The following is a 12,279-nucleotide window of genomic DNA, read 5'->3' as shown; positions in this document are numbered from 1 at the left end:
GAGATGACGACTGAGACCGTATTCGGCCATGTGCGCACTGGCTATGCCGTTGTCACCACCCGCGACATGGACAACTGGAAACGTTTCGGCGCCGAGGCGATCGGGCTGCACATGGATGTGCACTCACCAGAGCTCGTGACCTTCCGCGTCGACGACTGGGCGCGCCGGGTGATCGTCCGCAAGGGCGAAACCGAGGACTACGCGGCCCTTGGCCTCGAGGTCACCAGCCGCGCCGCGCTGGACGAGATCCTGCAGCGGCTGCGCGGGCGCGGTGTGGCCATCACCGAACAGGCCGGGGGCGAGGCCGCGATCCGTGGCGTGCCACAGTTCTGGTCCTTCTCCGGCCCCAAGCGCCAGCAGATCGAACTCTTCGAGACGGCCGAGACGACCCCCGCGCCGCTGAAGATGAAGTTCGCGGGCTTCCTCACCGGCGAGGCGGGGCTTTGCCATGTCGCCATTACCTCAAAAGCGCCCGACGAGATGCTGGCCTTCTGGCAGGAGATCTTCGATGCGCGCCTGTCCGACCGGATCGAAGAGAAGATTTCAGGGATCAATCTGCTCATCACCTTCCTGCGGATGAACGAACGCCACCATTCCATCGCCGTGGCCCGGACCAAGGGGCTGAAGCTGGACCCGATCCCCTCGCGCATCCAGCATATGGCCTTCCAGGTCTCGGAGCTTGAAGACCTGAGCCGCGCCTATGAGCGCTGCCGCAAGATGGGCTACAAGATCGCCATGTCGGTGGGACAGCACACCAACGACCGCGAGATTTCCTTCTACGTCTACACCCCCTCGGGCTTCGAGTTCGAGATCGGCTGGAATCCGCTGATCGTCGATGAGGAAAGCTGGGATCCGAATGCCGTCCATCAGGGCATTTCGGTCTGGGGACACAAACCGGTGGATCACACGTGGGCCGATGACCTGCGGCAGTTCCGCACCGGCGTTGCCTCGTTCTTCCGCCATGAATACCGCCCGTTCTGAGCCGCAGATCGCCATCATCGGCCTTGGCCCCACCGGGCTGATGCTGGCGCATCTTTTGGCAAGACGAGGGTTGACGGTCACGGTTCTGGAGCGGGACCATGCGTTCTATGGCCGCGCCCGCGCGGTCTATACCGACGACGAATGCCTGCGCATCTTCCAGATGGCGGGCATCGCCGGGGATCTGATGGCCGACATGATCCACGACAGCGCCGCGCAATGGGTGCTGCCCGATGGCCGGGTGCTGGCGCAATACCGCCAGAACGAGCGGCCGAACCACTGGCCGGTGATGAACTTCCTCTACCAGCCATGGCTGGAGACGAAGATGGAGGCCCTGCTGGCCCCGCAGCCCGGCGTGACGCTGATGCGCGGGCGCGAGGTCACGGGGTTCGCGCAGGACGATGCCGGCGTCACGATCACTCACCAGCCGACCGGCGGAGGGGAGGCGGTGTCGCTGCGCGCCGACTGGCTGATCGCCTGCGACGGCGGACGGTCGGCCACCCGCAAGGCGCTTGGCATCGAGATGGCGGGGGCGAGCTATCCCGAACGCTGGCTGGTCCTCGACCTGAAGGTTCAGGACGCCGACGAGACGCTGCGCCACCTGCCCTATTTCGGCTTTGTCTGCGATCCGGCGCAGCCCGTCGTCTGCTGCCCGCAACCGGGCGGGCATCACCGTTTCGAATTCCTGCTCCGGCGCGATCAGGACGCCGCCGAGATGGAGCACCCCGAGAAGATCCGCGAACTCCTGTCGCGCTTCATCGACCCCGGCCGGGCCGAGATCCTGCGTTCGCTGGTCTATACATTCAATGCGCTAAACGCAGCCCAGTGGCGCAAGGGGCGGGTCCTGCTGGCCGGCGATGCCGCCCATATGACCCCGCAATTCATGGGACAGGGGATGAGCGCGGGCCTGCGCGATGCGGCCAATCTGGCGTGGAAGCTGGACTTGGCCTGCAATGGCCGCGCGACGGACCGGCTGCTCGACAGCTATCAGGCCGAGCGGCGGCCGCATGTGCAGGCCATGATCTTCGTCTCGGTGCAGATGATGCGCTTCGTATCGGTATCGAAACCCTGGCTTGCGATCTGCCGGAATGCGGCGGTGCGGCTGGCGCTGGTGACGCCGGTTCTGTCGGGCTGGTTGCGCCGTGCGGGCTTCAAGCCCAAGCCGGTGATCCGTGCGGCACGCTGGGCCGGACTGCCCCGGCGCGGTCTGGCGCGGGCGGCCGGGCGGTTGATCCCGCAGCCGGAGCTGCGCGATTTCCGGGGCAGGCTTGCTCCACTGGACGACCACCTCGGGCCGGGGTTCGCGCTGATGGGGCTGGGTTGCGACCCGCTGGCCTATCTTGCCCCCGACATCAGGGAGCGGTGGGAGGGACTGGGCCTTCGCAGCCTGACGCTCTGGCCCGCAGGCGGGCGGCCGCAGTCGATCCGCGAGGTGCCCGGCAAGACTATGGCGACGACCGAACTCGAAGACCCGCGCGACAGCCTGTACCGCTGGCTTCGCCGCCACGGCGCACGGCAGGGATCGGTCGTCGTCATCCGCCCCGACCGCTTCATCGCCACGACCGCAGCCGCCGCCGATATCGACAACGCCTCCCGGGATCTTTTCTCCCGCATGGCCCTGACAGGAACACTACCATGACACTTGACGCAATCGCCGCCAGCCTGCGCGAGGCCGAAGCGGCGGGCCAGACCATCGCCCCCCTACGCGACCGGATCGCTTCGGCCGAAGACGCCTATCGCGTGCAGGACATCAACACCGTGCATCGCCTGCGGGCGGGCGGGCGTCTCGTCGGGCGCAAGATCGGCCTGACCAACCCTGCGGTGCAGCGCCAACTGGGCGTGAACCAGCCAGACTACGGCATGTTGTTTGCCGATATGGAGGTGATGCACGACGGCACCTTGCCCTGGAGCGAGGGCGCGCAATTCAAGGCCGAGGCCGAGATTGCCTTCGTTCTGAACCGCACCCTGCCCGATCCGCAGACGAGCGGGGCAGAGGTGGTCCGCGCCATCGAATATGCCCTCCCCGCCATCGAGATCGTCGGCAGCCGCATCGCGAACTGGGACATCCGCTTCGTGGATACGGTCGCCGACAACGGCTCTTCGGCATTCTTCACCCTCGGCCCCTCGCCGCGCCGCCTGACCGATCTGGACCTGACCGGATGCGCCATGCGGATGGAGGGCAGCGACGGCACCCTGTCGGAGGGGCGCGGCGCGGCCTGCCTCGGCTCGCCGCTGAACGCGATGCTGTGGCTGGCGCGCTGCATGGCCCGCGCCGGGCGGCCGCTGGGCGAGGGCGATGTGGTTTTGTCGGGCGCGCTTGGCCCGATGATCACGGCCACGCCCGGCACACGGTATGAGGCGCGGATCGCAGGCTTTGGCGAAGCGGCGTTCCGCTTCGGGGAGAAGGAATAAGGGATGGAGCGGATTTCCTGCGCGATCATCGGCTCGGGCAATATCGGCACCGTCAGGGCGTGCTGAAGATGGCCGCGATGATCGGCGTTGATCCGGTCTCCGACGGGCTGGCGCGGGCGGCCCGGATGGGCGTCGCCACCAGCACCGAGGGCATCGGCAGCCTGACCCGGATGCCGGACTATGAAGACATCCGCATCGTCTTCGATGGAACCTCGGCCGATGCCCGTGATCACTCACCAAAAATTCGAGAAGCGCTGCCCCAAGGCGTAATCCGGAGGAAAACCCATACATCTTCCGGATCGAAAACCGCAGCACCGTCACGCCGAACTATCATGATGTTGCAATGGCCATGGGCCAAGCTTGAGAGGGCCGTATGCACTGAAAGGTGCAAGTACGGCTACCTCACTTCAGCTGCTCCCGGTTTCGCTGATCCCATAATGACGATAGCATGAAGCGATCGGATCATTTGGCGGCATCAAAGAAATGGGCAGATTCTCGGTCATGTCTCGGGCATTCATAGCGCGAGGGCCAGTTGCAGATCTCTCACATCTACAGCAACCATTCGCCCTTCGCGCAGAACAAACACGCCGCGCGTTTCACGACCTTCGAGCACGCGCTTCCCATCAAAATCCACCTCGTATCGCACCGTCATACTACGGCCGCCCCAATCGATACCAGCCGCACGGAAGATGATGCGCTCACCTTCGGTCACAGGTAAACGGAAGCTGAGGGTCGCCTCCATCAACCCGATCCCCTTCGCGCCAAGTTGCCCGCAAAGGCGAGTATGGCCACCCGCCCGCTCGGATAAGAACCGGTGGAAGGTCGCGTCCATCCACCGGAAATAGTTCGGATAGAAGACGATTCCCGCAGGATCGCAATCACCGAAAGAAACGTCCACGACATGTTCCACCAGAGCCACGATCATACTCCCAGTTGAGGTAGATCCAGCATCTCGCGCGCCTCAGCCGGCGTAGCAGGCTCGTACCCAAGTTCACGGATGATGCGGACCATTTTCGCTACGAGCTGCTCGTTCGTCGCAAGCTCACCGGGGCCTATGTAGAGGTTGTCCTCTAGGCCGACCCGCACATGCCCTCCCGCCAGAACCGCATGGGTCGTAGCGGGAAACTGTGCCCGACCGATACCCGACACGCAAAAGAGCGCGCCCTTCGGCAGGTGTGCAACCAGATGATCAAGGATTTCTGGTGTGTAAGGCGAAGCATTCTGGAAACCACGCTCACCACCCAGAACGAAGTTAATCCAATAGGGCGGCTTGTCAAAACCGCCATTGATCAAACGAAGCGGATCCTGCAGCAGGTGAGGCAAGCAGAAGCACTCCCACTCTGGCTTGATACCAGTCTCGACGAAGCGCGCCGCCATGCGGTCGCAGCGCTGCGGAGACGTGTTGACTAGAATCTCGCGCCCGCCGAATGATGCTAGGACAGTGTGGGCATCGAATGTCGCCGTCTCGGCTCGCGCATCAAGGCCCTTCATCCGCTCTGCGAATATGATCTCATGCAGACCGGGTTCGATTTCGCGCGTCATGTCGCCATCGATTCCGCCGCCGGTTGAGTTATTAATGACGATATCCGAAACGGCGCGGATGCGGGCGTTGATGTCGCGGTAGATCGCGGCGTCGCACGTCGCCTGATCATCCGGCCGGCGTGCATGCACGGCAACAATGCTGGCTCCCTCATCGGCGCAACGCTTGACGCAAGCAGCAATTTCAGCCGGCTGCGTTGGCAGATTCGGGTTCTGCGATTTCTTCGCCATGCCACCCGTCGGAGCGACCGTGACGATGACCTTGTTGGACTTGCTCACTTTTTTCTTCCTCACTTGCGGACGTGGCGCAGCGTATTAGCGAGAACCGCCTGTGCGGCATCGACGATCGGCGCGGCCGATACTGCGGAATGCCGGCCCGACCAATAGGTTTCGGGACGGCATTGCAGCAGGATCAGGTTAGCGCCCGCCGGTAGGTCGCGGTCGATGGCGAATTCAACATCGACCGGATGACCATGCTGGCGCTCCAGCGATTTGCCCAGGCGAGCAAGGGCGACGGCCTCCTCCTCGGATAGACAGAAGGCGGCGCGCCGTTCAGCCGAAACCTCGGCCGTCGTGGTGCCATCAATGTATTCGATCGCCTTCTCGCCCAGAACCTGTTCTACGAGCCCGAGCCCGACCTTACCGACAACATAGCGATCAGGCGTCACCTCGCCGCCCACGACCGATAGACCAAGGCCATAAGCCGCTTCGATCACGATCCGTGATCGATCGCCCGAAAGCGGGCTGAGCGTGAACATCACGCCGGCCGACCGCGCGTTGACGGTCTTTTGCACGACGACCGCCATCTCCACCTCAGTCGGCTGAATGCCGTTCTTCCAAGCATAGGCCATAGAACGGGCGGTATAGGCGCTCGCCCAGCAGCGCCGGACGTAGAGAGCAACCTCATCGATGCCCCGCATACCGACGAATGTGTCGTATTCGCCGGCGAAGCTCGCTCCCGCGGCGTCCTCGGCCGTCGCACTCGATCGCACGGCGACGGAGATATCGGCGGTGCTAGCCCGGGCGCAGAGCTCGTCATAAGCGCGGGCGATATCCGTGCGGATCGACGCAGGGAACTCTCCGTCGTCAAACCAGGCGCGGATTTGCGCTGCGGCCGCTTCCAGGCCCTCGACGCTCTCCCGGTCGGCACTCGCGAGGAGATCGAGGATTCTATCGCGAATGCCTCTATCCTCCAGATGCTGGTGATAGGCCGCGGTCGAAACCGTGAAGCCCGGCGCAACGGGCAGGCCCGACTGGGTCATCTGGGCAAGGCCGAGCGCCTTGCCGCCCACCAGCCTGGTTTCCAGGCTGGCCGCTTCGTCAAATGGGATAGTGAACATGGTCGGACCTCACAACACTTCCACGACGCCGGTGCGGCCGTCGATGCGGACACGTTGGCCAGTCTTGAGCCGAGCGGACGCATATCCGGTCGAAACAACGGCGGGCATTCCGTATTCGCGGCAGACGATGGCCGCATGGCTCATCATACCGCCGATATCGGTGACGACGCCCGACACGACCGAGAAGGCCGAGGCCCAAGACGGCGCGGTGATGGGGGCGACGAGGATTTCGCCGGGCAGCAGCTGCGCGATCTCGTCCTCATGACGAATGATGCGGACGGGTCCCTCGGCGACGCCGGGCGATGCGGGAATGCCCTTGAACGTTGAGCCGTCCGCAACAGTCGCACCCAGCCATTCGGCAACCCGTTCGGTCGTCACCCCGTAATTCATCACCGCGAACGGATCGTTCACCTCCTTCGGCGGAATGCCGTAGGCGGGCGTAATCGAGACCGAGCGAAGGGCTGCCACGATGTCGCGGCGCTTGGCGATCTCGCCCTGCCACATCGCGGCCCCGCGCGGCGGAACGCCGATGGCCCAGCTCTGGAACGCATCGGCCAAGGCTTGGTCGAGCTCGAAGCGGTTGAGGTAGTATAGGTCTTCCTCGTCCTTGAAGAAGCCGATCGCGACCATCATCCGCGACAACTCACGCACCTTTTTCCAGAAGACCGCATGGGTCCAGTGCTCGACATAGATATTGTGCTCCTCGATATAGGGAAACACGGCGCGCGACAGGTTGAGCGCGTCGTCGAAACGCTGTGCCTCCGCCGGATTGAGCAGCGCGCGATATTCGCTCGCTAGTTCCTCCTGCTCGGCAGCGAGCTGTTCGAACGGACGGTCGACGTTCTCGCCGGCCATCAACCGCCCGGCATAGCGGGCGATCCCCTGGAGCGGGATCGACAGATCGTCGTTCCAGGTCTTCTGGTCGTGTAGGAAGCCGTATTCGGAAAAATAGTTGAACCAGGGCTCGCGGGTCGCCTCGAAATCAGCATGCCATGCCCGGCCAGCCTCCGACGTTGCTAGTTCGGCGAAGATTGCCTCCGGCGTCGCCTCTTTCGTCAGCACAACCCCCAGACCCGCTGCGACACCGATCTTGGCAAGGCGGCGGAGCTCTTCATCGGGGCGGAACATGATGCCGTTGATACCGGCCACCATGCGGGCAACGGTTTGGTCCTCGATCTCGGGAAAAGCTTCCTTGCAGAACTGGAAGAAGACCATGTAGGCGCCGTAGCCGAGGCCGAGCATCTCGAAATGATACTGCCATACCAGGAAGAATTCATCGACGAGGCGGCGATAGTTCTCGATTACCTGCCAGCTTGCCGACTTGCCCCATCCCTTCTTAACGACCTCCTCAGGCTCGAATTCCGGGAAGGGATGGAAATCAAGGCCCTTCATCACCGCAATGGAGGCCAGCATCTTTTCCTTCCACCGGGCGTAGAGATCATGCCAGTTCTGGAAGTAGAAGCCCGCGCGATCGCCGAAGAGGGCGGCGCGCCTGCCGATCTCGGTGGGATCGGTGACGGGCAGCGGGCAGATATAAACCAGCCCGCTCACCACCCGCACGTCCAGCCCGAGAGACGTGGGCAGTGCGATGGAGCGCGTGCTGTTGACGCCGACGCCGAGATAGACGGCCTCCGCGCCGATGCTGTCGAAAGGGTGCACGGCCCGCGACCAGTGCATCGAGTCCGCGAACCAGAAGCGGCTGTCCTCGGCGTCGCGCCCCTCAGCCTGGGGCGTGAGGTAGTAGGGATACATTCGCTCCCATCCCTCCGCCCCCTTCGGCGGCGCTGCCTCATGAAAGAAATCAAAGCGTTGTTTGGTCATGCCTTACTCCTCCGTAGGAAATTCACTTTGTGGTCAGCGCGCGCAGCAGCGCCGCCGCATTCTCGGCCACTAGATGGGGCCGGTCAGTTTCGGGCAGGTCCGGCAGGTCCTCCGCCGCCGTCCCTCCCGACAGGACGAGTACGCCGAGCGCGCCCATCTCGCGGGCCATCCGCACCTCGATCGAGGCCATGTCGCCCATGATCACGATGTCGCGCTCCGGCTCGCCTAGCCGGGCGCGCAGGACCCCCGCCAGGGCGGTCGAGGGCTTGCCGCAGACGATCGGCTCGACGCCGGTGATACCCTGCACCGCCCGGCCGACGGCCGTGGAGCTGGAGACAGATCGACCCGCCCCGCCATGGAACCACGGCGTATCCACCGTCAGGTAGAATGCAGCGCCGTGATCGGCGATGGCGAGGCAGGCGGCATTGATGTCGCGGCTGGCATAAGTGTCGGCCGCGCCGACTACGACGGCCGCCGGGGTTTCGCCGAGCGCGGCGATCCGTACGCCGGCATCGGCCAGCGCCTCGAACAGGCCGTCCTCGCCCAGCACCACGACCGGGCCTTCACCATGCACCGCGCGAATGTGGCCGGCTGCGGCGGTGGCGGCCGTGATCATGTCCGCATCCGCAACCTTCAACCCGATGTCGCGTAGATGCGTCGCATAATGCGACACCGGACGCTGCGAGGCATTGGTGCAGACGACGATCTGCTTTCCGGTCGCGTGCAACCAGTCCAGAAGCTCTGCGGCGCCTTCGATCGGCACGCCGCCCGCGCCGCCGGCCTTCGCGGTACGCACGATGCACCCGTCAACGTCCAGAACCCAGCCGGCGGCCTCGGCCACCCGGCGCGTCATTTCCGGCTCATTGTGCCAGTTCATGCCGCATCTCCCGTCGTACCCGCCAGCGACAGGGCGCCGTTTCCCGTCCGCAGGCTGACCGACCACGATTTGTCCTGCCCCGAGAGTTCATCAAGCAGCGCCGACAGGCCGCCGTCGGCACGCCCACGACGCGCGACCATCGTGTCGACCTGTTCAGCCGGCATAACGGCTCGCAAAAGCAGGTCTTCGTCGGACAGGCCGACGCCGAAGCGGGCGCGGATTTCCTCCAGCGTCGGCTCCTCGCGAACGACGCCCTGCCGCTGGCGGGCACGGGGGCTCTCCATCGCACGGTCGAGAATGTCCTGGTTCACGACGCCGGGCATCGGACCGAATTCACCGAGAAGGAGGTCGATCACCTCGTCCGACAGGCGGGAGTAGCGCTCACTCGTCACAAGGTTCATCGCCGCCTGCGCCACGATATATTGGGCGAACGGCGTCACCACGATCGGCCAGCCGAGGTCCTCTCGGACCCTGACGGCCTCCTCGGTGATCCTGGCGGCAAGCTCGGGGCGGCCCATCTCGGCAAGCTGCCGGCGCGTCGTGGTCAGCACGCCGCCGGCAAGCGTATGGCGATAGAAATCCTCGTCATATTCGACGGGGGCGGCTTCCGGCAGATTATGCAAGCGCGCCTCACGACGCAGCCGGTCCGAGGCCGCCTGCATCGCGGCCAGATCGACCGACACGGAATGGCCCCGCGCCTGAAGATTTCGGACCAGTTGCAGGGCGTTGCTGTGGGAGCTGCCGTTCGCCACCGGCGGCAGGGCGCAATGCAACCTGGTCATGCCGAGATCGGCGGCCGACAGTAGGGTGAGCGGCGCAAGGCCGGTGTTGCAGTGCGTGTGGATCTCATCGATCTTCAGGCGCCTGAGATTCGCGCGCAGTTTCGGGACAAGGCATCGCAGCCGCTCCGGCGTGAGCAGCCCAGAGGGGTCCTTCAGATAGATCGAGTCGATATCGGCGCAGTCGTCCAACTCGGCGATCTTTTGCGCATAGAAGGCGTCGGTGTGGACCGGGCTGAGGGTGAAGCAGATGCCCGCGACCACCTCGTCGAACCCGGCCCGCTTGGCCATGTGGGCGTTTTCCCGGGTCGAGGCCATGTCGGACATCGGGTCGACCACCCACATGCGCGTCACGCCGTGGCGCCGCAGCAGGTCATAGGCAAGCTGTAGGACCGCCTTTGGTGTCTGGCCGAAGCTGATGAACCGCCGCCCGGTCGTCAGGAATCCAAGCTTCGCGCTCGGCGCCAGCCGCCGTGCCATGTCGAGGCGCGCAAAGGGGTCCTGCTTGTGGTAGCGGACGGCGACGGCGATGATCGTGCTGGTCAAAAGCTCGATCGCCTCATAGCCACAGACATCGAGCAAGGGCATAACCTCGCGGATGGTGCGGTCGGTCACGCCGGTCGCGCCCCAGACGCTCTGGTTGCCATCACGCAGCGATACGTCGATCAGTTTCACGTCGGTCATGGCAACCTTCCTTCGGCGAATTCTTCCTCAAGCCAGCGCGTCGTGATCCTGTTGGCTACCACGTCGGGGTGTTCCAGCAGGCGGGCAAGAAGGGTGCGGTTGGTGATGGGGCCTTCGACCTCAAGCCGGCCGATCGCACGAGCAGCTAGCGCCAGCGCGCCGGCCCGGTCGGCGCCCGTGGCGACAAGCTTGGCCATGAGCGCATCGTAATAGGGCGGGAAAAGATAACCTTCGTAGAGGTGGCTATCGACACGCACGCCCCCAATCGGCGCGGGCCTCCATCTCGTCAACCGTCCGGGTGTCGGGCGCAGACCCTGTTGCGGGTCCTGCGCGGTGAGGCGCAGCTCGATCGCGTGGCCCTGCAGCCGAATATCCGCCTGCGTGAAGGGTAGTTCACCGCCGAAAGCCACCAGAATCTGCTCGCGCACAAGATCGACGCCGGTCACCGCCTCAGTCACCGGATGCTCGACCTGAACACGCGGATTGACCTCCAGAAAGCAGATGTCGCGTGTTTCGACGTCGTAGAGAAACTCCACCGTGCCGAGGCCCTGATAGCTCAACCCGCGTCCAATCTGCAGAGCATAGTCATGCAGGCGCTTACGGTCGTCCGGATGGAGCGCCGTCGAGGGGGCCTCTTCCAATATCTTCTGGTAGCGGAATTGCAGCGTGCATTCCCGCTCCCCGAGATGAACGCAATGACCATGCGCGTCGCCGAGGATCTGCACCTCTATATGCTTTGCCGCGCGGACGAAGCGTTCGAGAAAGACTGTACCGTCACCGAATGCGGCCGCTGCTTCGGACGAGGCGACCTGCCAGGCGGAGGCAAGCTCGTCCATGGCGGTGACGAGCTTCATGCCACGCCCGCCACCACCGTTGGCGGCCTTGACGAGGATCGGAAAGCCGATGCCTGCGGCCAGCGCCAGTGCCTCATCGAGCGTTTCGGTCGCCCCCCCCGGGGATACAGGCACGCCTACGCTCTCGGCGAAGGCGCGGGCCGACAGCTTGTCGCCCAGCGTCTCCAGTTGCTCGGGCGTGGCGCCGATGAAGATCAATCCCTCCTCGGCACAGGCGCGGGCGAAGGTGGCCTTCTCCGAAAGAAAGCCATAGCCCGGATGCACGGCGTCGCACCCGCTCGACAGGGCGGCGTGGATCACCGCGTTCTGATTCAGGTAGCTTTCGGTCGATCGAGGCTCGCCGAGCACGACAGTTCGTGTCGCACGCTTGGCGGCCAGCGTCTCCCTGTCGGCGGAGGAGACCCCCAGCACGGATTCGTATCCCAGCCGCTCGCAGGCCTCGACGATGCGCAGCGCGATCTCGCCCCGATTGGCGATATAGATACGGCGGGACGCGGTCATGACGCCTCCGCGATCGTGAAGAGGGGTTGATCGAACTCCACCAGTGCGCCGTCGCGAACATGGACCGCCGCGACGATCCCCGCCACGCCGGCAGTGACGGAGTTCATCAGCTTCATGACCTCGATAATACAGACGACGGTGTCGGCCTCGACGCGGTCGCCGGGCTTGACGAACGAAGGCTCACCGGGCTTGGGCGCCGAATAGAAGGTGCCCAGCAACGGAGCACGCACCCGGGAGCCTTTGTCCGCATCATCCGGCGGCGCGACGGCGGGTTTCGACGACCCGCGTGCCGCCGGTGCCGGCGCAGCGGACGGTACGGCTGGGGCGGCGGCGCTCGCGGCAAGCGCGGCGAAGGGCGGCGTACCTGCCGGCTCGCCACGCCGTACCTGCAGCACGGTATCGCCTCGGGAATAATTGAACTCCGAAAAATCGGCGTCCTTCAAAAGGCGGATCACCGCCGCAAGCTCTTCTAGATCAATTGCCACGTCTAACAC

At 64.6% G+C, this 12,279-nt stretch carries 12 protein-coding genes; 4 read left to right on the top strand and 8 right to left on the bottom strand.

What is annotated here, in order from left to right; genetic code table 11:
- Nucleotides 1-3 precede the first annotated feature (3 nt).
- The 4 genes from L0976_RS07310 (at nucleotide 4) to L0976_RS28695 (ending at nucleotide 3,842) form a co-directional block, all read left to right on the top strand.
- Nucleotides 4-981 carry a VOC family protein gene (locus tag L0976_RS07310; protein WP_234186737.1) on the top strand — a complete coding sequence of 326 codons (978 nt, stop codon included), beginning with the start codon at nucleotides 4-6 and terminating at the stop codon, nucleotides 979-981.
- The gene (locus L0976_RS07305) at nucleotides 962-2,617 is read left to right on the top strand and encodes a bifunctional 3-(3-hydroxy-phenyl)propionate/3-hydroxycinnamic acid hydroxylase (protein ID WP_255695814.1); all 1,656 of its coding nucleotides are present in this window, start codon (nucleotides 962-964) and stop codon (nucleotides 2,615-2,617) included. The genes L0976_RS07310 and L0976_RS07305 overlap by 20 nt, the downstream gene beginning before the upstream one ends.
- Entirely contained in the window at nucleotides 2,614-3,390 is a 777-nt protein-coding gene (locus tag L0976_RS07300) for a 2-keto-4-pentenoate hydratase (protein WP_234186736.1), read from the top strand. The genes L0976_RS07305 and L0976_RS07300 overlap by 4 nt, the downstream gene beginning before the upstream one ends.
- A gap of 68 nt (nucleotides 3,391-3,458) precedes the next feature.
- On the top strand, nucleotides 3,459-3,842 hold the full coding sequence (locus L0976_RS28695; protein WP_304951644.1) for a hypothetical protein: 384 nt from the start codon (nucleotides 3,459-3,461) through the stop codon (nucleotides 3,840-3,842).
- A gap of 62 nt (nucleotides 3,843-3,904) precedes the next feature.
- On the opposite strand, the gene L0976_RS07290 is transcribed toward L0976_RS28695, so the two are convergent.
- The 8 genes from L0976_RS07290 to accB are packed head-to-tail and all read right to left on the bottom strand — an operon-like array spanning nucleotide 3,905 to nucleotide 12,270.
- Complete coding sequence (locus L0976_RS07290; RefSeq protein WP_234186735.1) at nucleotides 3,905-4,309, bottom strand: acyl-CoA thioesterase; 405 nt, start codon at nucleotides 4,307-4,309, stop codon at nucleotides 3,905-3,907.
- 2 nt (nucleotides 4,310-4,311) lie between these two features.
- Nucleotides 4,312-5,208: a 3-keto-5-aminohexanoate cleavage protein gene (locus L0976_RS07285; RefSeq protein ID WP_234186734.1), complete on the bottom strand. Its 897-nt coding sequence runs from the start codon at nucleotides 5,206-5,208 to the stop codon at nucleotides 4,312-4,314.
- A gap of 11 nt (nucleotides 5,209-5,219) precedes the next feature.
- Nucleotides 5,220-6,269, bottom strand: a complete 1,050-nt coding sequence (locus L0976_RS07280; protein WP_234186733.1) for a PEP/pyruvate-binding domain-containing protein — start codon at nucleotides 6,267-6,269, stop codon at nucleotides 5,220-5,222.
- A 9-nt stretch (nucleotides 6,270-6,278) separates the two neighbouring features.
- Nucleotides 6,279-8,090 (bottom strand): PEP-utilizing enzyme, encoded by a 1,812-nt coding sequence (locus tag L0976_RS07275; protein WP_234186732.1) that lies wholly within the window; start codon nucleotides 8,088-8,090, stop codon nucleotides 6,279-6,281.
- 22 nt (nucleotides 8,091-8,112) lie between these two features.
- A complete protein-coding gene (locus tag L0976_RS07270; RefSeq protein ID WP_234186731.1) occupies nucleotides 8,113-8,967 on the bottom strand; it encodes an HAD-IIA family hydrolase in 855 nt (284 codons plus the stop codon).
- Entirely contained in the window at nucleotides 8,964-10,430 is a 1,467-nt protein-coding gene (locus L0976_RS07265) for a hypothetical protein (protein ID WP_234186730.1), read from the bottom strand. Before L0976_RS07265 ends, L0976_RS07270 begins: the two co-directional genes overlap by 4 nt.
- Nucleotides 10,427-11,785, bottom strand: a complete 1,359-nt coding sequence (locus L0976_RS07260; RefSeq protein ID WP_234186729.1) for an acetyl/propionyl/methylcrotonyl-CoA carboxylase subunit alpha — start codon at nucleotides 11,783-11,785, stop codon at nucleotides 10,427-10,429. Before L0976_RS07260 ends, L0976_RS07265 begins: the two co-directional genes overlap by 4 nt.
- Complete coding sequence (gene accB / locus L0976_RS07255) at nucleotides 11,782-12,270, bottom strand: acetyl-CoA carboxylase biotin carboxyl carrier protein (RefSeq protein WP_234186728.1); 489 nt, start codon at nucleotides 12,268-12,270, stop codon at nucleotides 11,782-11,784. Before accB ends, L0976_RS07260 begins: the two co-directional genes overlap by 4 nt.
- Nucleotides 12,271-12,279 lie beyond the last annotated feature (9 nt).

This window comes from Shinella sp. NM-101, from assembly GCF_021401195.1.
Taxonomy (GTDB): Bacteria; Pseudomonadota; Alphaproteobacteria; order Rhizobiales; family Rhizobiaceae; genus Shinella.
Note: the sequence above shows the minus strand (reverse complement) of the source record. Positions and strands in the feature narration are given on the sequence as shown.

Excerpts from the sequence above, each read along its gene's own strand:
- L0976_RS07265 (WP_234186730.1), bottom strand. The coding sequence starts at position 10,430 with ATGACCGACGTGAAACTGATCGACGTATCGCTGCGTGATGGCAACCAG.
- L0976_RS07310 (WP_234186737.1), top strand. The coding sequence starts at position 4 with ATGACGACTGAGACCGTATTCGGCCATGTGCGCACTGGCTATGCCGTT.
- L0976_RS07270 (WP_234186731.1), bottom strand. The coding sequence starts at position 8,967 with ATGAACTGGCACAATGAGCCGGAAATGACGCGCCGGGTGGCCGAGGCC.
- L0976_RS07275 (WP_234186732.1), bottom strand. The coding sequence starts at position 8,090 with ATGACCAAACAACGCTTTGATTTCTTTCATGAGGCAGCGCCGCCGAAG.
- L0976_RS07260 (WP_234186729.1), bottom strand. The coding sequence starts at position 11,785 with ATGACCGCGTCCCGCCGTATCTATATCGCCAATCGGGGCGAGATCGCG.
- L0976_RS28695 (WP_304951644.1), top strand. The coding sequence starts at position 3,459 with ATGGCCGCGATGATCGGCGTTGATCCGGTCTCCGACGGGCTGGCGCGG.
- L0976_RS07300 (WP_234186736.1), top strand. The coding sequence starts at position 2,614 with ATGACACTTGACGCAATCGCCGCCAGCCTGCGCGAGGCCGAAGCGGCG.
- L0976_RS07305 (WP_255695814.1), top strand. The coding sequence starts at position 962 with ATGAATACCGCCCGTTCTGAGCCGCAGATCGCCATCATCGGCCTTGGC.
- L0976_RS07280 (WP_234186733.1), bottom strand. The coding sequence starts at position 6,269 with ATGTTCACTATCCCATTTGACGAAGCGGCCAGCCTGGAAACCAGGCTG.